At 66.5% G+C, this 18247-nt stretch carries 21 protein-coding genes; 8 read left to right on the forward strand and 13 right to left on the reverse strand.

Annotated elements, in window-relative coordinates; all coding sequences use genetic code 11:
- Positions 1-129: 129 nt before the first annotated feature.
- Positions 130-1308: a redox-regulated ATPase YchF gene (locus tag CHINAEXTREME_RS13080; protein ID WP_007141800.1), complete on the forward strand. Its 1179-nt coding sequence runs from the start codon at positions 130-132 to the stop codon at positions 1306-1308.
- A 21-nt stretch (positions 1309-1329) separates the two neighbouring features.
- On the opposite strand, the gene CHINAEXTREME_RS21895 is transcribed toward CHINAEXTREME_RS13080, so the two are convergent.
- Together CHINAEXTREME_RS21895 and CHINAEXTREME_RS13085 are read right to left on the reverse strand one after the other, a co-directional pair.
- The gene (locus CHINAEXTREME_RS21895; protein ID WP_007141801.1) at positions 1330-1470 is read right to left on the reverse strand and encodes a hypothetical protein; all 141 of its coding nucleotides are present in this window, start codon (positions 1468-1470) and stop codon (positions 1330-1332) included.
- A gap of 25 nt (positions 1471-1495) precedes the next feature.
- Entirely contained in the window at positions 1496-1984 is a 489-nt protein-coding gene (locus tag CHINAEXTREME_RS13085) for a type II toxin-antitoxin system death-on-curing family toxin (protein WP_007141802.1), read from the reverse strand.
- Between the two features lie 264 nt (positions 1985-2248).
- Between CHINAEXTREME_RS13085 and CHINAEXTREME_RS13090 the strand changes: the two genes are divergently transcribed.
- On the forward strand, positions 2249-2536 hold the full coding sequence (locus CHINAEXTREME_RS13090; RefSeq protein ID WP_007141803.1) for an amphi-Trp domain-containing protein: 288 nt from the start codon (positions 2249-2251) through the stop codon (positions 2534-2536).
- A gap of 15 nt (positions 2537-2551) precedes the next feature.
- On the opposite strand, the gene CHINAEXTREME_RS13095 is transcribed toward CHINAEXTREME_RS13090, so the two are convergent.
- The gene (locus CHINAEXTREME_RS13095; protein WP_007141804.1) at positions 2552-3412 is read right to left on the reverse strand and encodes a UbiA family prenyltransferase; all 861 of its coding nucleotides are present in this window, start codon (positions 3410-3412) and stop codon (positions 2552-2554) included.
- 122 nt (positions 3413-3534) lie between these two features.
- Positions 3535-4449 (reverse strand): beta-propeller fold lactonase family protein, encoded by a 915-nt coding sequence (locus tag CHINAEXTREME_RS13100; protein ID WP_010546763.1) that lies wholly within the window; start codon positions 4447-4449, stop codon positions 3535-3537.
- Between the two features lie 105 nt (positions 4450-4554).
- Here CHINAEXTREME_RS13100 and CHINAEXTREME_RS13105 point away from each other — a divergent pair, with 105 nt between their 5' ends.
- Entirely contained in the window at positions 4555-6246 is a 1692-nt protein-coding gene (locus CHINAEXTREME_RS13105) for a thiamine pyrophosphate-binding protein (RefSeq protein ID WP_007141806.1), read from the forward strand.
- 66 nt (positions 6247-6312) lie between these two features.
- Positions 6313-6480 (forward strand): DUF7577 domain-containing protein, encoded by a 168-nt coding sequence (locus tag CHINAEXTREME_RS13110; protein ID WP_238593279.1) that lies wholly within the window; start codon positions 6313-6315, stop codon positions 6478-6480.
- A gap of 18 nt (positions 6481-6498) precedes the next feature.
- Here the strand turns inward: CHINAEXTREME_RS13110 and CHINAEXTREME_RS13115 are convergent, their stop codons facing one another.
- Positions 6499-7953 (reverse strand): FAD-binding oxidoreductase, encoded by a 1455-nt coding sequence (locus CHINAEXTREME_RS13115; RefSeq protein ID WP_007141808.1) that lies wholly within the window; start codon positions 7951-7953, stop codon positions 6499-6501.
- 118 nt (positions 7954-8071) lie between these two features.
- Here CHINAEXTREME_RS13115 and CHINAEXTREME_RS13120 point away from each other — a divergent pair, with 118 nt between their 5' ends.
- Entirely contained in the window at positions 8072-8377 is a 306-nt protein-coding gene (locus tag CHINAEXTREME_RS13120) for a hypothetical protein (RefSeq protein WP_007141809.1), read from the forward strand.
- Position 8378: 1 nt separating this feature from the next.
- Here the strand turns inward: CHINAEXTREME_RS13120 and CHINAEXTREME_RS13125 are convergent, their stop codons facing one another.
- Positions 8379-10121 (reverse strand): Na+/H+ antiporter NhaC family protein, encoded by a 1743-nt coding sequence (locus tag CHINAEXTREME_RS13125; protein WP_007141810.1) that lies wholly within the window; start codon positions 10119-10121, stop codon positions 8379-8381.
- A 253-nt stretch (positions 10122-10374) separates the two neighbouring features.
- On the opposite strand from CHINAEXTREME_RS13125, the gene CHINAEXTREME_RS13130 reads away from it, so the two are divergent.
- Together CHINAEXTREME_RS13130 and CHINAEXTREME_RS13135 are read left to right on the forward strand one after the other, a co-directional pair.
- Positions 10375-11400 carry a TIGR04024 family LLM class F420-dependent oxidoreductase gene (locus CHINAEXTREME_RS13130; RefSeq protein WP_007141811.1) on the forward strand — a complete coding sequence of 342 codons (1026 nt, stop codon included), beginning with the start codon at positions 10375-10377 and terminating at the stop codon, positions 11398-11400.
- Between the two features lie 70 nt (positions 11401-11470).
- Positions 11471-11890 (forward strand): nucleoside 2-deoxyribosyltransferase, encoded by a 420-nt coding sequence (locus CHINAEXTREME_RS13135; RefSeq protein ID WP_007141812.1) that lies wholly within the window; start codon positions 11471-11473, stop codon positions 11888-11890.
- Positions 11891-11912: 22 nt separating this feature from the next.
- On the opposite strand, the gene CHINAEXTREME_RS13140 is transcribed toward CHINAEXTREME_RS13135, so the two are convergent.
- Complete coding sequence (locus CHINAEXTREME_RS13140) at positions 11913-12242, reverse strand: YbjQ family protein (RefSeq protein WP_007141813.1); 330 nt, start codon at positions 12240-12242, stop codon at positions 11913-11915.
- Between the two features lie 77 nt (positions 12243-12319).
- Complete coding sequence (locus CHINAEXTREME_RS13145) at positions 12320-13441, reverse strand: pyridoxal phosphate-dependent aminotransferase (RefSeq protein ID WP_007141814.1); 1122 nt, start codon at positions 13439-13441, stop codon at positions 12320-12322.
- Positions 13442-13595: 154 nt separating this feature from the next.
- Here CHINAEXTREME_RS13145 and CHINAEXTREME_RS13150 point away from each other — a divergent pair, with 154 nt between their 5' ends.
- Positions 13596-14255 carry a DUF6517 family protein gene (locus CHINAEXTREME_RS13150; RefSeq protein ID WP_007141815.1) on the forward strand — a complete coding sequence of 220 codons (660 nt, stop codon included), beginning with the start codon at positions 13596-13598 and terminating at the stop codon, positions 14253-14255.
- An 85-nt stretch (positions 14256-14340) separates the two neighbouring features.
- Here CHINAEXTREME_RS13150 and CHINAEXTREME_RS13155 read toward each other — a convergent pair whose 3' ends face one another.
- The 5 genes from CHINAEXTREME_RS13155 to CHINAEXTREME_RS13175 form a co-directional block, all read right to left on the reverse strand.
- The gene (locus tag CHINAEXTREME_RS13155) at positions 14341-14571 is read right to left on the reverse strand and encodes a hypothetical protein (RefSeq protein ID WP_007141816.1); all 231 of its coding nucleotides are present in this window, start codon (positions 14569-14571) and stop codon (positions 14341-14343) included.
- Positions 14572-14678: 107 nt separating this feature from the next.
- On the reverse strand, positions 14679-14990 hold the full coding sequence (locus tag CHINAEXTREME_RS13160) for a ferredoxin family protein (protein ID WP_007141817.1): 312 nt from the start codon (positions 14988-14990) through the stop codon (positions 14679-14681).
- A gap of 1 nt (position 14991) precedes the next feature.
- Positions 14992-16347, reverse strand: coding sequence for an FAD-dependent oxidoreductase (locus tag CHINAEXTREME_RS13165; protein ID WP_007141818.1), 1356 nt, complete (start codon positions 16345-16347; stop codon positions 14992-14994).
- Positions 16344-17405 carry an electron transfer flavoprotein subunit alpha/FixB family protein gene (locus CHINAEXTREME_RS13170; RefSeq protein WP_007141819.1) on the reverse strand — a complete coding sequence of 354 codons (1062 nt, stop codon included), beginning with the start codon at positions 17403-17405 and terminating at the stop codon, positions 16344-16346. Before CHINAEXTREME_RS13170 ends, CHINAEXTREME_RS13165 begins: the two co-directional genes overlap by 4 nt.
- A complete protein-coding gene (locus CHINAEXTREME_RS13175) occupies positions 17402-18178 on the reverse strand; it encodes an electron transfer flavoprotein subunit beta/FixA family protein (protein WP_007141820.1) in 777 nt (258 codons plus the stop codon). Before CHINAEXTREME_RS13175 ends, CHINAEXTREME_RS13170 begins: the two co-directional genes overlap by 4 nt.
- Positions 18179-18247: the final 69 nt, after the last annotated feature.

An 18247-nucleotide genomic window follows, 5' to 3' on the forward strand; every position in this document is an offset into this window, starting at 1 on the left:
AGCGCTTCGGCCGATCGAACGGTTCGCTTCCGGTCCCTGGGTTCGGGTTCCCGGCTCGGTCGGGAACCGGCCGAGACCACCCTTTCCCGAATCGAAAGACAATTTGAGACGACGACGCTACCCCTTCCCATGCTTTCGATCGCGCTTGCCGGAAAGCCAAACGCCGGCAAGTCCACGTTCTACACCGCGGCGACGATGGCCGACGTGGACGTCGCCAACTACCCGTTCACGACGATCGACGCCAACCGAGGCGTAAGCTACGTCCGCACGGAGTGTCCCTGCCTCGAGCGCGACGAGCGCTGTAACGCCGACGACTGCGAAGACGGCAAGCGCTACGTCCCGATCGAGTTGCTCGACGTCGCGGGGCTGGTACCGGGGGCACACGAGGGGAAGGGCCTCGGCAACCAGTTCCTCGACGAACTGACGAACGCCGACGTGATCGTCAACGTCGTCGACGCCTCCGGCGGCACGAACGAGAAGGGCGAACCCGTCGATATCGGCGAGCACGACCCGCTCGAGGACATCGATTTCATCGAGGAGGAGATGGACCTCTGGCTGGCGGGGATCGTCGACCGCAACTGGGAGTCGGTCGAGCGCAAGTCCCGGTCGCCCGACTTCGACATCGACGACGCCTTAGCGGACATGCTCTCGGGCTTCGGTGCCTCGCCGAAGGGGATCGCGACCGTCCTGCGGGAACTCGACTACCCCGAGGATCCGATCCAGTGGGAGGACGAGCACCGGGAGGAACTCGCACGACTGGTCCGGGAGCGGACGAAGCCGATCGTCGTCGCGGCCAACAAGATCGACGTCGCCCCCGAGGAAAACGTCGAACGCCTGCTCGAACTGGACAAACCGGTGATCCCGACCACCGCGGAGGGCGAACTCGCCCTGCGCCGCGCGGCCGACAACGACCTGGTCGACTACGACCCCGGCGACGAGACCCTCGAGATCGGCGACGGCGTCAGCGACGCTCAACGCGGCGCGCTCGAGGACCTGGCGGACACGATGGCCGAGTGGGACGGGACGGGCGTCCAGTCGGCGCTTGATTACGCCGTTTACGACCTGCTCGATCACATCACGGCCTACCCAGTCGAGGACGCCTCGAAGTGGTCCGACGGGAGCGGGAACATTCTCCCCGACGCCCACCTGCTCCCGGCGGGGTCGACGCCCGTCGACCTGGCCTACGCCGTCCACTCCGACATCGGCGACGGCTACCTCCACGCGGTCGACGCCACGTCGAACCGGGAGGTGGGCGAGGACTACGAACTCGAGGAGGGCGACGTGATCAAGATCGTGAGTACGAACTGATACAGCCGGAATTAGAGCGCGTTACTCGTTTTCGAGCGCGTCGTATATATCTCGATTCGAGTCTCGGTCAGCCGCTGCTACTCGCTGGACGAGTTCTCGTCGGATGTCGTCCATCACTTCATCGAGCGGGGAACCGGACTCCGAACCTTCCTCGGTCGCCATATCTGGTGTATCGTCCCGACTGCGGTTAATCGTTCGGGTTAGACGAGTCGCCTGTCAGTTCGTCCAGTCCGTACTGGATGAGGTCGTCACGCCACCGTTCGATCTCGCCTGGGAGGTCGATTTCTTCGGTGTGAGATCGAAGGTATTCGAGAGTTTTCGTTTCGTCGACTGTTGCCTGATCGGTGCCGAACTGCTTGAGGATCGTCCTGATTTCGTCGTCGTACGCGAACCGATACCCGTTGAGAAAGTAGAACACGACCGTCGTGTTGAGTGCGGTACGCTTGTTTGCGTCGACGAACGGGTGGTTCGCTACCAACATCCGGATGAGGTGAAACGCTTTCTCGTGAATCGTCTCGGGCACCGTTCCGAAACTCCCATTCTCGACGTAGTTCAGGGCAAACTCAATATCTCCGCGATTCTTGACTCCAGCGTGCGTGTCGGAATATTCTGCTACGACGTCATCGTGGATGGCGAGAACGTCGTTGACTGACGGATACCAGAACGAGTCTGCCATTCGTTTGTCCAATCAGACCGCACCCGAGGTAATCCTTGCTATTACGGCTCACGGTGTCTGGCTGGGTTTATCCATTGTGTACGTTTTGTATACTCAGAAGCACTAATCAAGATCGTAAGTACGAACTGACTGGTTCACACGGACCGGTTCCCATCACCGTATCCGACGGTCCCTTTTCGGCGAAATTCATGCCGTAGAGGTGTTCAAGACTCTGTATAGGCGTTAGGCAGACGATTTATTCCGAAAATCGTTGAGGGCACGCCCATGGTGGAAACCGTCTCCGCCGAACAGGTCAGTCCCGAGGAAGTCGCCGAAAAACTGCGTACCATCGCCGAGGAACTCGAGGACGGCGACGAGGCGACGGTGCGTGCCGGGAACAAGACGGTCGATCTCCGTCCGTCTGACTCGATCGCGTACGAAGTAAGCGTCCGCGAGCGGTCGTCGATCCTGCGAGGGCAACGTGAAGCGGTGACGCTGAAGCTAGGGTGGCGACCGCCGGGAGCGACGGAAGAGGCCGCACCGGACGCGGGAGCGGAGGTGGAGGGAGAATAGGAAAAGCGCCGGCGGTTACCCGGTACCGACCAGCGGCTCGAACCACACCGCCGCGACCAGGATCGCCAGGAAGACGTACGACCCTCGGATCAGCAGCATGGTCGCGAGGTCCGGCTCGGCGCGCCTGGCAACGGCGGCCACCGCCGCGAACGCCAGCGCGGCCAGGGCTGACGACGGGGGGAAGACACGGGCGACGGCAAACGCGACGACGGCAAGCAACGCGGTCGCCATCAGCCCGTAGGCGACGTCGTAGGCCCGTGTCGGCCCGACGGCCACGGCGACGGTTCGCTTCTGGATCGACCGATCGTAGTCGTAATCCTGGGCGTCGTCGATCACCTTGACTCCCGACAGGAGCACGAGGAAGACGACCGCGAACCCGATCGGGACTGCGGCGAACGCCTCGGCCTGGACGTAGAACCCCCCGAGCAGGGAAAGCGAGATGCCGAGCGGATACCCCGTGGTGGCCGTCAGCGGGTTCGTGTCCAGTTGTGGCGCGTGGTGGTAGGCGATCAGCCACGTCGGCACGGTCAGCGCGACCGCGACGAGGTCGACCGCGACGCCCAGGAAGACGACACACGCCGCGAACACCGTCGTTGAGAGTGCGAGGCCGACCTGACAGCCGCGTTCCGTCAGTGGGTGGTCGTCGTCCTCACCGCGAACGTGGAAGTCGACGTAGCCGTCCTTGACGTGGGCCGTGTACACCGCCGCGAACATCGCGACGACGTGGATCGCGGCGAGGGAGGGAGCGACGTCTCGAGCCAGAATCGCACCGAACAGCGACGCAGCCAGCGGTGGGAGCATGAACACGGGATGGACCTGCGACCAGAACGCGTGGGTCGTCGTCCGGACGCCGGTCCCACGTCGCGAGAGCGCCATGCCTCGAGGGACAACGAACTGACGTATAATTCCGTGGGTGGCCCGGAGGCTGGTGGGCCGGTACTCACCGGTCGAACGGTCACCGAATCGGGACGACGACTCTCGCTACCGCTACCGCTACGTTACCGCTCGAGGTAGGCGATGCCGTCCGGGTGGAGTTCCGTCCCGTAGCGCTCGGTCTCGGTCCAGGTCTCGCAGTCGATCACCGACACGTCGTTGGTCTTGTTGTTCGCGACGAACGCGCGGTTCCCGTCCGGAGCGAAGACGGTCCCGCCGGGCCAGATACCGACCGGGATCCGGGCGATCTCCCAGGGTTGCCGTTCACCGTCGCGGACGTGCTCGGTGTCGATCAGCGAGACGTCGTTCGACTCCCGGTTCGGGACGAGGACGTGTCGTCCGTCCGGCGAACTTACGACGCGGATCGGAGTCTCGCCGAGCAGCGCGCGGCCCGTTTTCTCGAGCGTCTCGGGGTCGAGCACGGAGAGCATCCCGTCTTCCTGGTTGGCGACGAGCAGTCCAGCCTCCGGGTGGACCTCGATCCCCTCGGGTTCCTCACCGACCTCGGGGTCCGCGAGGATCCGCCGCTCCTCGCAGTCGATGGCGGTCACGTTCCCGCTGCCGATGTTGGCGACGAACGCCCGCTCCTCGTCGGGGGTCAGCGCCACCATGTGGGACTTGTCCTGGTGGGTCGGGAAGTCCGTCAGGATCTCGTCGCTCTCGAGGTCGATCACGTAGACGCGGCTGCTGTAGGTTGAGGCGAGCCACAACTCGCCCGCCCGCTCCCGGATCGCCAGCCCGTGGGGGAAGTCGAACCCCTCGTGTTCGATCTCCGCGGTCCGCTCCCACGTTTCGGTGTCGAAAGCGAGCAACGTGTCGCCGAGCGAGCAAGTGACGTAGGCCTTCTCGCCGTCCGGCGTCACAGCGATCTCGTGTGGGTTGAATTCGGTCTCGACGACCGTCTCGGTGTCGCCGGCCTCGGCGTCGATCACCGACATCGTATCGGAGTCCTTGTTGAGGACGAGCAACCGATCGCTCATGCGAAAGCCGTCGAAGCGGAGCCACGTAATGACTGGAAAAGCGGAAAGGAAGACGACCCCGCTGGAACACACAGATTGATGTGTTATCGAAGGACACGATAGAGCATGACGGGCAGCTACACCGGTGCGGATCTCGTCACCGACGCGCTCGAGTCCTACGGCGTCGACTACGTCTTCGGGAACCCCGGAACGACGGAACTGCCGGTCGTGGACGCGATCAGCCGCGGCGACCTCGAGTACGTCCTGGGACTGCACGAGGACGTCGCGGTGGGGATGGCCGCGGGGTACGCCCAGACGCGGCGATACCACTCCCGCGACGACGGGTCGATCACGCCGGTCGGCGTCGCCAATCTCCACATCGCGCCGGGCGTCGCCCACGGCCTGGGCAACCTTTACGCCGCGAAGATGGCGGGCGCGCCACTGGTCGTCACGGCCGGCAACCACAGCACGGACTTCCGCCACGAGGAGCCGATCCTCTCGGGCGACCTGTGCGAGTTGACAGACCAGTTCTGCAAGTGGTCCGACGAGGTGCTGGACGTGGCGGCGCTGCCGACGATGCTCCGGCGGGCGTTCCGGGTTGCGCTGACGCCGCCGACCGGCCCGGTCTTCCTCGGACTCCCGCTGGACGTCATGCTCGCCGAGACCGACGCCGAACCGGAGCGGCTCGGGCCGATCCCCTCGGCCGGCCGGGGCGATCCCGCGGCCCTCGAGCGCGCGGCGGAGTTGCTCGTCGAGGCCGACGACCCCGTGCTGGTGGTCGGCGATCACGTCGCCCGCTCGAGCGAGAACGGCGTCGACGCGGCAGTCGACCTCGCGGAAGCCGCGGGGGCGCGGGTACACGCCGAAATTCTGGCGAGCGAGATCGACTTCCCGACGGCCCACGAGCAGTGGGTCTCGCATCTCCCGCCCGACGAGGACCTCGCGTCGACGCTGCTGGACGCCGATACGATCGTCTTCGCCGGCTGCTCGACGAATACGACGCTGACTCGGCACGAGGACCCGCTGGTCGACCCGGGGACGACCTGCATCCACGTCGGGGACGACGACTGGCAACTCGGCAAGAACGAGCCGGCCGACGCGGCCGTCCTCGGTGACCCCGGGCTCGTCCTGCGGGAGCTCGCGGACCGCGTTCGCGAGCGGATCGACGACGCGACCGTCGCCGAACGCCTCGAGCACGTCGCCGCCGTCAAGGAGATGGTCGAGGCCCAGATGGCGGCGCTGGGCGAGGACGAGGCCCCCGACGATCCGCGGGCCTCGAAGGCGCAACTGGCCGACGCGATGGAACGAGTCGCCGGCGACGCCTTCGTCGTCGACGAGGCCGTCACATCGAAGTACGCCCTGCTGACCCGGTGGGAGTTCGAGTCCGAACAGTACATTTCGAACAAGGGGGGCGGGCTGGGATACGGGCTGCCGGCCGCCGTCGGCGCGGCACTGGCCGAGTCCCAGCGGGACGAACCGCGGGACGTGCTCGGGTTCGTCGGCGACGGCTCGTACCTCTACTACCCGCACGCGATCTACAGCGCGGCGCGGTACGACCTCGATCTGACGGTCGTCGTCTCGGACAACCGCAATTACCGCATCCTGAAGGACAACACGCTGGACCTGCTGGGCGGCGAGGAAGACGACTACGAGTTCGTCGGGATGGACTTCGAACCGGCGGTCGACATCGCCCGGAACGCGGAGAGCCACGGGGCGACCGCACGACGCGTGGAGACGCCCGACGAGATCGAGCGCGCGCTCGAGGCGGCGCTCGCCCGCGACGGCCCGGACGTACTCGACGTGCTGGTCCACGATTAGGCCGCAAGCGCCGTGCTTGCATAGGTTGGCCGGGATGATATGCCCGAACCCGCCGAACGTCCGGTGATGAGTCCCAGTACCGACTCCTCGCGGATCGTCAGCTGTCGGCGATGTCGGACCGAAAACGAGGTATTCTACACCTACTGTCGGAACTGCCTCGAGACGCTTCCCAACGAGGCGTACACGACCAGGGATCGGAGTCCGCGCCGCCGCGGGGACCGACAGGACCGGTAGCGACCCCGGTAACGACCGCTACTCGAGGTCCGACTCGCGGCGGCCGGACGCCGTCCCTTCCTCGCGGACGCGTTCGCCCTCCGCAGTCTCCGGGAATATCTTCCCCGGGTTGAGCGTATCCGTCGGATCCAGCGCGCGTTTGACCGCACGCATCGCCTCGACCCCGCCCGCGCCGTGTTCGGCCTCGAGGAACTCCCGTTTCCCCTGGCCGATACCGTGTTCGCCGGTGACGGTGCCGCCCAGCTCGAGGGCGCGTTCGATGATCGTCTCGTAGACGCGTTTCCCGCGTTCGACCGCCGCGGGATCGTCGGGATCGACGAGGATGCTGTAGTGGAGGTTACCGTCCCCAGCGTGGCCGAAACAGGGGATCCGAACGTCGTGTTCCGCCGCGAGTTCCTTCGCCTCGCGGACGATCGTCGGGTAGGCGCTGATGGGGACGGTCACGTCGCCGGGGTGCTGGGGCTCGAGGTCCGGGTCGTAGCTCGGGATGGCGTAGGAGAGTTCCCGCCGCGCCCGCCAGAGTTCGTCCATCTCGGCGTCGTCGTCGCTCATCTCGAACCGGACGACGTCGTGGTCCTCGAAGATGGTCTCACAGAGGTCGATCTCCTCGTCGACGCCGTGGTTGGCGTGGAACTCGAGAAAGACCATCGGCGCGTCGGGCAGGTCGGTCCCCAGGTAGTCGTTGGCCGCGCGGGCACAGAGGGCGTCGACGAGTTCGATCCGGGCGACGTCGACGTCGGTCCGCACGGCGTCGAAAACCGCCTCGGTGGCGTCCTCGAGGGTGTCGAAGATAGCCCGGCCGCCGCGGATCTGCCTGGGCCGGCCGGCCAGTTCGAGCGTCGCCTCCGTGACGACCGCAAGCGTCCCCTCACTGCCGATCAGCAGGTCGGTCAGGTTGTAGCCGCTCGAGGTCTTGACAGCCCGTGAACCCGTCTGTACGACGGTCCCGTCCGCGAGGACGGCCTCCAGCCCGAGCACCCAGTCGGCGACCTCCCCGTACTTGACCGTCTTCATCCCGCTGGCGTCGGTCGCGATCATGCCGCCGACCGTCGAGATGTCGCCCGAGGACGGCAGCGGCGGGAAGAAGAGCCCGTCTGGGCCGACGTAGTCGTCGACGTCCGACCCGAGCATCCCCGGTCCGACGTCGATCTGGAAATCGTCCGGCCGGTAGTCGACCACCTCGTTCATCCGCGTGAGATCGAGACTGATCCCGCCGTAGGCCGGTACGGCGTGGCCCTCGAGCGCGGTTCCCGCCGCGTACGGCGTGACGGGAACTCCCCGGTCGGTCGCGGCGGCCAGCACGGCCGAGACGTCGTCGGTCGACTCCGGCCAGACGACCGCGTCGGGGACGACGCCTTCGCCTTTCCGGTCGGCCCCCCAGTCCGCGGCGTGGCCCTCCCGTGCCGACTCGCCGAAGGAGAACTGGTCGTCCGCGAGGGACAGGTCCTCGAGGAACGAGCAGTCGTGTGTCATAGTACCGCATTATCCGGGGCGGATATGAAGGTTTTCACCCGCTTGAGCGGGGACCGAGTAGGTCGAACCGAGAGGAGAGAGCGAAACCGTCACGTCCGCTCCACGCATACTCGAGAGCGTGACCGACTCGAACGCGGCGGATCCGGTCGTCGAACTGGCCCGACACCTCGAAGCGACCGGCGAACTGCCGCTCGAGCGATCCGCGAGCCGCGTGCTCGGCGAGGCCGAAGCAGTGGCCAGCGACGCGGCAGCAGGGGATCTCGACGCGGAGACCGTCCGCGAGCGGGTCCGGACCGTCCGGGACCTGCTCGGGGAACTGGACCTGGACGGGATCGAACACGACGAAGCCCGCGCACACGTCGAGGCGGCGCTCGAGCGGTGTGCGGACGTACTCGAGGAGAACGGTTCGGCCGCGGACCGATAGCCTATCCACCCAGCGTCGCGAACGCGAACAGCAGGACGAAATAGCCGCCGACGACGAACAGCGCGGCTACGGCGACCGGATCGAACACGCTGTAGTCACCGTTCTCGTCCACCGAACGACGGTCCGGTTCGCGGTCCGGGGTCCCGTTCTCGAGTTCCTCCTGGGTCGGCATCACTTCGGGCAGGTTCTTCCGCCTGGCGTCGAACTTGTTGAGCGCGACGACCAGCGCGGCCGTGAGGACGAACGCCAGCGGCAGTGCGATGTAGGGCTGTCGGAGCCCGACGGCGTACAGCAGCAGGACGACGGCGGTTACGCCCGCCGCGGTCATCGCCAGCGGGATCTGCGTGTTGACGTGGTCGATGTGGTCGGCCCCAGCGAAGATCGAGGACATGACCGTCGTATCGCTGATCGGCGAACAGTGGTCGCCCCAGATCGCGCCGCCCAGCAGGACGCCGATCAACACCGGCAGGATCCCGACGCCGGCGAGTTCGTAGCCAAGCGGGATGGCGATCGGGGTCAGGATACCCATCGTCCCCCAGGACGTCCCGGTCGTGAACGCGATGAACATCGCCGCGACGAAGATGATAAGCGGCAACAGGGAGCCGGGGACGCCGCCCCCGACCATCAGATCGACGATGAACTCCGCGGTGCCGACCTGCTCCGCGGCGTGGCCGATCGACCACGCCAGGATGATGATCGCCGCGGCGATCATCATCGTCTTGAAGCCGTTGATGATGGTCTCGCTCGCCTCCTCGAGGTCCATCGTCCCGTAGGCGAGCGAGCCGGCCATCCCGGTGACCATGAACGCGAACGCGGCGTACAGCAGTCCGAGCGCGACGTCGGTCTCCTGGAACGCCGTCGCGACGTCGACGTCGGCCCTGTACCCTTCGCCGAGCCACCACAGCGAGACCAGCCCGACGACCAGCAGGGCGAAGATCGGGAGGAAAAAGTTCATCAGCTTGGGGTTCTCCCGGCTCGGTTCGCCGACGTCGGTCGTGATGTCGGAAAGCGGCGTCGCGTCCTCGCGCATCGTCTTCCCCTCGGTCCGGGCACGCCACTCGGCGTCGAGCATCGGCCCGTAGAACCGCTGGGTGATCGCGATGAACCCGACCATGAAAAACGCCAGGAAGCAGTAGATGTTCCACGGAATGCTCTGGAGGAAGAGGCCGAACGCCGTCACGTCGAGGCTCTCCATCGTCACGTCGAGTGACTCGAACCCGACGATGATCATCGACACCTGGAACCCGATCCAGTTCGACACCGGCCCGAACGTCGTCACGGGCGAGGTCGTCGAGTCGAGGACGTAGGAGTGCATCTCGCGGGAGGTGTCGTTCGCCTCGGAGAGTTCCCGCGTCGCGTTGCCCGTGACGATCGTACTCGTGTAGGAATCGAAGAAGATGAAGATCCCGATCAGCCACGTCAGCAGCTGGGAATCCCGCGCGGTCCGGATCCGGTGGCCGATCCAGTTCTCGAGCGCGATGATCCCGCCGGACTTGTAGATGAACGCCGCACCGGCCCCCATGAACATGATCAAGACGAGGAATCGGGCGTTAAACGGCGTCATGATCATCTCGACGATCCACTCGGTCGAGAGCGCCGTCGCTTCGATGGGGTTCCAGCCCGCCACCATCAGCGCGCCGATCCATACGCCCGCGAACAACGACACCACCGTCTGTCTCGTGTACATGGCGAACGCGATGGCCACGAGCGGCGGTGCGAGTGCCAGTGCCCCGAATTCGGACATACCGCCACCGAGAATACCGACTAGTGTAAAGTTTTGGGTGACGGATCGATTTACACAAATTATCGGAATCGATATCGGGATAGAGAGGATTCTTTTCAGGTATTCAGCTCGAGCCGAGACCTGCCGGTTGCGACCTGCGACGCCCCATTTTATGTGAATGGCTCACGCGCTCGAGGGTGATGGCACTGGCACGACCAGAACGAGCGGACCGTCGCTCGAGGCTGCGGCGGGCAGGACGAGGGAGGGATCGACCGTGACCGCGACCGCGACCACGACTACGACGTTCGAGCGTGACCTGCTGGTGGCGCTGAACGACTACGAACGCCCCCAGGACGTCGCCGAACGCGCGGTCGAGGCCGAAGAACTCGGTTTCGACCGGATCACAGCCGGCGAGACGACGGGCTGGAACATCGTCCCGTCGCTGACGCTGGCTGCCGATCGGACCGACGACCTGGGCATCTCGAACGACGTCGTCTCGCCGTACGGGCGCTCGCCGGCGATGCTCGCCCAGACGGCGCTGACGCTACAGGACGCCGCCGACGGCCGCTTTCGGCTCGGCATCGGCCCGAGTTCGCCCGCCATCACGGAACGCTGGCACGGTCGGGAGTTCGACCGCCCGCTCCGGCGGACGCGGGAGACGATCGAGGTGATCCGGACCGTCTACGATGAGGGAACCCCGGCCTACGACGGCGAGATCTTCCAGATCGCGGGGCTGGACTACGAGCGCGGCGTTCCGGAGTCGCCCCCGCCGATCGATCTCGCCACGCTCGGCCCGAAGGCGACCGAGATGGCCGGCCGGTTCGGCGACGGCTGGGCACCACAGCTGTTCACGAAAGCGGGCCTCGAGGATCGACTCGAGGACCTGCGACGCGGTGCCCACCTCGCCGACAAGGACCTCGCGGACCTGCGGGTCGCGCCGATCGTTCGCGGGATCGCGAGCGAGGACCGGGAGGCGGCCCGCCGGAAGGCGCGCAAGACGATCGCGTTCATGATCGGGGCCTACGGTCCGTACTACGGCAACTCGGTTGCCGAACAGGGGTATCCGGACGTCGTGGAGGAGGTCCGCGCGGCCTGGAAGGACCGCGACACCGACGCGATGGCCGCGGCGCTCCCCGACGACGTGCTCGACGAGTTGGCGCCCGCCGGCACCCCCACAGAGGTCCGCGAGTGGGTCGCGGAGTACGGCGCGATCGACGGCGTCGACGCGGTCCGAATCGGGTTCGTCGACGGGACGACCGAGGAGGAGAAGCGAACGACGATGGAGGCGGTCGTAGCGTAGCGTAGCACTCGAGCGACGACGGCGCCCGGATCAGCAACGTTGATACCCCGCCAGTCGGAACCGCGCCGACATGGACATCTACTTCGGCGGCTCGATCCGCGGCGGGCGGTCCGACGTCGATCTGTACGCGGCCATCATCGATCTACTCGAGGACCACGGAACGGTCCTGACAGAACACGTCGGCAAAGAAAACGTCGAGGAGAAGGAAGCCGAGGTGGGGCTCACGGACGCCGACATCTACGAGCAGGACCTCACCTGGCTCCGGCGGGCCGACGTCGTGGTCGCGGAGGTAACCACCCCCAGCCTCGGCGTCGGCTACGAACTCGGCCGCGCGGTCGCGTGGGGGAAGCCGGTCTGCTGTCTGTACCGCCCCGACGGGGACCACGACCTCTCCGCGATGGTCCGTGGCAACGGCGACGTCGAGGTCATCGAGTACGAGACGGTCGCCGACGTCGAGGCCGATCTCGCGGAGTTCCTGCGCGGTCACTAAGAAGTTCGTGGCAGCGTACCCGTCACTCGCGGCGGGTCGTCACTGCGGTCCCCGAGAGGTTGACCCACAGCATGCCTTCGGCCATCTCTTCGTAGTCGAACGAGGCGCCGACGACGGCGTCGGCTCCGAGGTCGGCCGCCTCCGCACGGATGTCGGAGACCGCCTCCTCGCGGCCGACCGCGATCTTCTTCTCGTAGGAGCCGCTGCGCCCGCCGACGATGTCGCGGATGCCGGCGGCGATGTCGCTGACCACGTTCGCGCCGATGATCGCCTCGCCGGAGACGACGCCGCGGTACTCGACGATCTCCCGTCCTTCCAGGCTATCGGTCGTCGTGATGGTAATGTCGCTCATGCAGGTTGCGGTAGGACGGATAGGAATATAAACGTGTTACTCGAGTTACTGTTCCCGATAGGAGCGATGGGGAACCGTCACCGGACCGCGCGGGTCGCGTCGTCGATGACCTCGAGTGCTTCCTTTAGTTCCTCCATCCCGGTCGCATAGGAGAGTCGCGCGTACCCCTCGCCGTTCGAGCCGAACGCTTCGCCGGGGACGACGACCACCTCCCGCTCGAGCACCGCGTCGCACCAGCCCTCGGGGACCTTCGGCATGACGTAGAAGGCACCCTCCGGCGTCGGCACCTCGAGGCCGGCGTCCTCGAGGCCGTCGAGCACGACGTCCCGGCGCTCCTCGAAGGCGTCGACCATCTCCTCGACGGGCTCCTGTGGGCCGGTGAGCGCGGCTTCGGCGGCGAACTGGGCGGGCGCGGACGCACAGGCCTGGCCGTACTGATGGACCCGCAGCATCCGTTCGATGCGGCGATTCGAGGCGGTTACCCACCCGAGCCGCCAGCCGGTCATCGAGTAGGTCTTCGAGCAGGCGCTGACGACGACCACGTTGTCCGTCTCGGAGAACTCCATCGGTGAGCGGTGTTCGCCCTCGAAGACGATCCGTTCGTAGACCTCGTCGGAGAGACAGAGCACGTCGTGTTCGTCAGCGATGCGGGCGAACTCGCGCATGTCCGTCTCGCTCTGGACGGCACCCGTCGGGTTCGCGGGGCTGTTGACGACGAAGGCGGCCGTTTCGTCGGTGATCGCCTCTTCGACCGTCGCGGGATCGAGGGTGAGATCGTCCCGCAGCGGCACGGGTTTCGGCGTCCCGCCCGCGATCTTCGTCAGCGCGTCGTAGGAAACGAACCCCGGATCGGGGAAGATCACTTCCTCGCCCGGGTCGACGTGGGCCTCGAGTGCGAGGTGCAGGGCCTCGCTGCCGCCGGAGGTGGCGATGACGTGGCCGGGATCGACCTCGAGACCGTAATCCCGATCGTACTTGGTCGCGATGGCCTCCCGGAGTTCCCGCGTTCCCTTGTTGGAGGTGTAGGCGTCGGCCTCCCCGGCCTCGATGGCCTCGACCGCCGCCTGCCGGGCGTGTTCGGGGGTAGGGAAGTCCGGCTGGCCGATCCCGAGGTTGATCGCGTCCTCGCTTGCGGCCTCGAACACTTCGCGAATCCCGCTGATCGACACCTGCTCGACCCGGTCGGAGAATGTGGTCATGCCTAAACAGGTGCGGGCGACCCCGATAACTCTTGATGCTCCCCGAACGCGGCCCGAAACTCCTGTCGTTGTGCTATCAGAAGTCCTGATACTCTTGTCTCCGAGATCACAGGAGCCGTAAGGAATATGCACCCGCTGGCGCACAACTGAGGTAATGACTCTCTCTCGTCGATCACTACTGGCGGCGGGCGCGACCGGGACCCTCGCGCTGACCGCCGGCTGTCTGGATTTCGCACTCGGCAACGCTCCCCTCGAGTTCACGGCCGAACGCGCCGCCCCGAGTGCGGCCGCGCTCGAGGAGACCGGCTACACGGAGGACGACGTCGACGAACAGTCCTTCGAGGAGACCGTCGAGGTCGGCGGCCTCGAGCGCGAGGTCCAGGCCTCGATCTGGGCGTCGGTCTACACGAAGGACCGCGAGTTCGAGGGACAGAGCCACGAGGCGAGCGTCTTCGCCGCCGTCTCGGTCCCCGCCATGGAGCAGTTCGGCTACTCGTTCAACCCGCTCGACGGCCTCTCGAACGGAGAACTGCTCGACGAGTTCCTCTCGCAACTCGAGACCGACGGCAACCAACTCGAGGACCTCTCCCATGAGGAGACGTTCCAGTTGCCGATCCTCGGCGAGGGGCGGGACGTCGACGTGTTCGTCGGCGAGACGGAGTTCCAGGGCCGGACGGTCGACGTCGACGTCGTGATTACCTCGTTCGCTCACGAGGGCGACCTGCTCGTGTTGCTCGGCAGCTACCCCGAGCCGTTCTCCGACGAATCGGCGAACGTCGAAGTGCTGATGGAGTCGATCGACCACCCGGTCTGAGACGGTCCGGGGTAGTTCCTTACCGGTGACCGCTCCCGTCGGAACGATCTCCAGTAGGACCTACAACGATCCGTACGAGACGTTCTCACTCGGGCGTTTCGACGATCCGTGTTTTTCCGGTTCGCGGGTCGATGTGGACCCGCCAGGAACTGTCCTCGCTGGTCGCCGGCACGATCCACGTCGAGCGGGTCCGACGGGGCATCGACGTCACGACGGCGTCACAGCCGGCGTCGCTGAGCGCGTCGTAGGCCGTGACTGCGGCGTCTTCCTTGGTCGCGATAGCGGGTGCGTCGTCGGCGGAAAGTCGGTCGGTCATGGAGATCACCCTCTATCTGCACGCTTGTGTTTCTCACTCAAGAAACGTCCTTACCGTTCCCGAGGATTGGGAACCGTCTGGACGAGTTCAGCCGTCGAAGGCGGCCGTCAGCCGTGTTTGTACGTCATGCCGGCACCGCGTTCCGGGTAGGTCCACACCACGTTGTCGTAGGTGCAGGCGAACCGACAGCTCGAGCACTCGAGGCAGTTCTCGTAGGCGATGTGGGGAACGCCGTCCTCGCCTTCGCGCCAGACGTTCGCCGGGCAGACGCGGACGCAGTCGTTGGTCTCACACTCCGCACAGACGTCCTCGACTTTCACGTCGAGGTGCGAGTCGCCGGGGTCGTCGTACTTGACGGTGTAGAGACGATCCTCCATCGAGTCGTTGTCGAGGTCGGGGGTCTGGGGTTGGACGCTCATTTTATGTCACCACCTTGCGGTACCGCAGGGCGAGTTTCGCGGCGCCGGTCCAGCCGCCGACGGCGTCCAGGACGGCGCGTTTCGCGTTCTTGGCGTGCGATTCCTTCGGCGTGCGATCGATCCGGAAGTACTCCGTTCCGGCGTCGGCGAACGCACGCGGCAGGTCCTCGAACAGCAGGTCGCGGTCCTCCTCGACCGCGTCCATCATCCACTTGTAGTGTTCCAGGTTCTGTACGACGAACGACTCCTCGAGCGCCGCGGGATAGGCCTGCAGGGCCTCGGCCCCGACGCGCCCGTTCTCGGCCGCCCGTGCGATGGCGTTGCCGGCGTGGTAGCCGCTTTCGACGGCCATGTTGGTCCCCTCGAGGTGGACGCCGTTGTTGAGCACCAGACCGGCGGCGTCGCCGACGATCGCCGCGCCGTCGTGGACGAGGTCGGGGATGCTGTCGGCGCCGCCCTCGGGGATGGTCTTGGCACTGTACTCGACGGTCCGTGCGTTACGTACGAGCGGCGCGACTGCCGGATGGGACTTGAACGCGTTCAGCGTCTCCTCCGGCGACTGGTCGTGGGTCGCGGCGTCCTCGATCCGGTAGGCAACGCCGACGCTTATCGTGTCGTCGTTGGTGTAGATGAACCCGCCGCCGAAGGCGTCGCCGACGGCCCCCTCCCCGAAGTAGTGGTAGGAGACGCCGGCGTCGTCGGTCAGTCGGAACCGGTCCTCGATGACGCCGTCGCGTTCGGGGAACTCGAGGACCTCCTTGACGCCGACGGCGACGTTCTCGCGGGTCTCCGTGGGCTTGAGGTTCGCACCCTCGCTGACCAGGGAGTTGCCACCCTCCGCGAGCACCACGTAGGGCGCGCGGATGGTGCCGTCGGGACGGTCGGTCTCGACGCCGGCGATGCGGCCGTCCTCGCGGAGCAGCCCCGTCACCGTCGTCGAGGTCAGCAGGGTCGCGCCCTCCTCGACGGCCTGCTCGGCGAACCACTCGTCGAACTCACCCCGGAGGACGGTATAGGAGTCGTTGTGCGGTTCCTCGTGCCACTCGCCGGGTCGCAGCGAGAACGCCGTCTCGTCGCCCTCGGTCAGCATGCTGAACCGCCGTTCAGCGACGTACCGTTCGACCGGCGCGTCCTCGAAGTCCGTCAACTCGCGGATCGTCGGCGTGTAGAGGACGCCGCCGAAGACGTTCTTGGCCCCCGGCGAGGAGCCGCGTTCGATCATCAGTACCTCGAGTCCGCGGTTCGCCATCGTCAGGGCGGCGGCGCTCCCGGCGAGGCCGGCCCCGACGACGATGGCGTCGAACTCGTCGTCGTAGTTCGGATCGGCTACGGTGTCGCTTTTCAGTTCTAGACTCATTGTACCACCTCCTGTGGCTCGGTCACGCCCTCGAGTTCCTCGGCGAGGTCCGGACAGGCGTCGAAGAGATCGGCCACGATGCCGTAGTCGGCGTGTTCGAAGATCGGCGCGTTCGGGTCGTTGTTGATCGCCACGACCGTCTCGCTCTTGTTCATCCCCTCGAGGTGCTGGACCGCGCCGCTGATCCCGACCGCGACGTACAGTTCGGGGCGGACGGTCTTGCCGGTCTGGCCGACCTGTCGCGCGCCGTCGACCCAGCCCTCGTCGACCGCGGCACGGCTCGCCGCGATCTCCGCGTCCAGCGCGTCGGCCAGTTGGCGTGCCGGCTCGAGGTCGCCGTCGATACCGTGCCCGACGGCGACGATCCGGTCGGCTTCGGTGATGTCGGCCGTGTCGCCGACCTCGCGCTCGAGCACCTCGCTGACGCAGTCGTCGTCCTCGACGACGACGTCGACCTCGACGATCTCGCCGTCGGCCTCCCCGTCCGGATCGGCGGCCTCGAAGACGCCGGGCCGGATCGTCGCCATCTGCGGCCGGTGTTCCTCACAGAGGATCGTCGCGAGGACGTTCCCGCCGAACGCGGGTCGACGCGCCTCGAGCAGGCCGTCCTCGTCGACACCGAGTTCGGTGACGTCGGCGGTCAGGCCCGCGTGGGCCGGCACCGCGACGCGGCCGGCGAAGTCCCGACCGGTGTGAGTGCCGCCGATGAGGACGATCGACGGCTTCCGCTCCTCGACTATCGCGCGGAACTGCTCGCCGTACGGGTCGGCCCGGTAGGGTTCGAACACCGGGTCGTCGGCGACGAGCACGCGGTCCGCGCCGCGCTCGAGGGCCTGCTCGGCGACGTCGTCTAACCCCTCGCCGATCGCCAGTGCGACCAGGTCGTCGCCGAGTTCGTCGGCCAGGGTCCGCGCCTCCGCGAGCAGTTCCCAGGAGACGGACATGACCTCGCCATCGTGTTCCTCGATGAACACCCAGACGTCCTCGTACTCATCGACGTCGACGACGCCGTTTTCGTGTTCTTCGCCATCGCCTTCGCCTTCGCCTTCGTCGCTCATGCTACCACCTCCTCGATCGACTCGGCAAGGTCGTCGACGTCGTCGACCACCTCGCCCTTCCGTTCGACGGGGTCGACGGTCTCCATGCCGCCGACGGAAGTCGGCGAAACCTCGAGGCCGACCTCGTCTTTGATCTCGAGATCCTCGGCGTCCCAGACCGTCGGCTCGAAGTCGTTTTCGCCGTAGATCTTGCGGTGCAGCGGCGCGGGCCGGGGCTCGAACTCGCCGTACGCGGCCGCGACGACGACCGGGAGATCCGCGGCGACGACCTCGTGGCCGCCTTCGACGTCCCGCCGGGCAACGAGCCGGTTCTCGTCGGGACGGGCGTCGACGGCCTCCGCGTAGGTGAGTTGTGCCCAGTCGTTGTGGGCCGCGATCCCCGGCGGCACCTGCCCCGTCGAGGAGTCGGTCGTCTCCTCGCCACAGACGACGACGTCCGCATCGAGGGCCTCGGCGGTCCGGGCCAGCGTGAGGCTCGTCGGCCAGGTGTCGCTGCCCCCGAACGCCCGATCGGAGACCAACACGGCGTCGTCACAGCCCATCGCGACGGCCTCCTCGAGGACGCTCGTGGCGTTCGGCGGCCCCATGCTCATCGCGATCACCTCGCCGCCGGCCTGATCGCGGATCCTGAAGGCGGCCTCGAGCGCCTCACGGTCCGGCCCGTTCATGACGGCGGGGGCGCTCGCCCGGTCGAGCCGGCCCGTATCGGGGTCGATACCGACCTCGTCGGCGTCGGGAACCTGTTTGACCCCGACGACTATCGTCCATGACATGGTATCACTACACCTGAGCCTTTGCGGGAGAAAGAGATACTTTATAATGGCATTTCCAATCGTCCGGGA

It is taken from the genome of Halobiforma lacisalsi AJ5 (assembly GCF_000226975.2).
GTDB classification, from domain to species: Archaea; Halobacteriota; Halobacteria; order Halobacteriales; family Natrialbaceae; genus Natronobacterium; species Natronobacterium lacisalsi.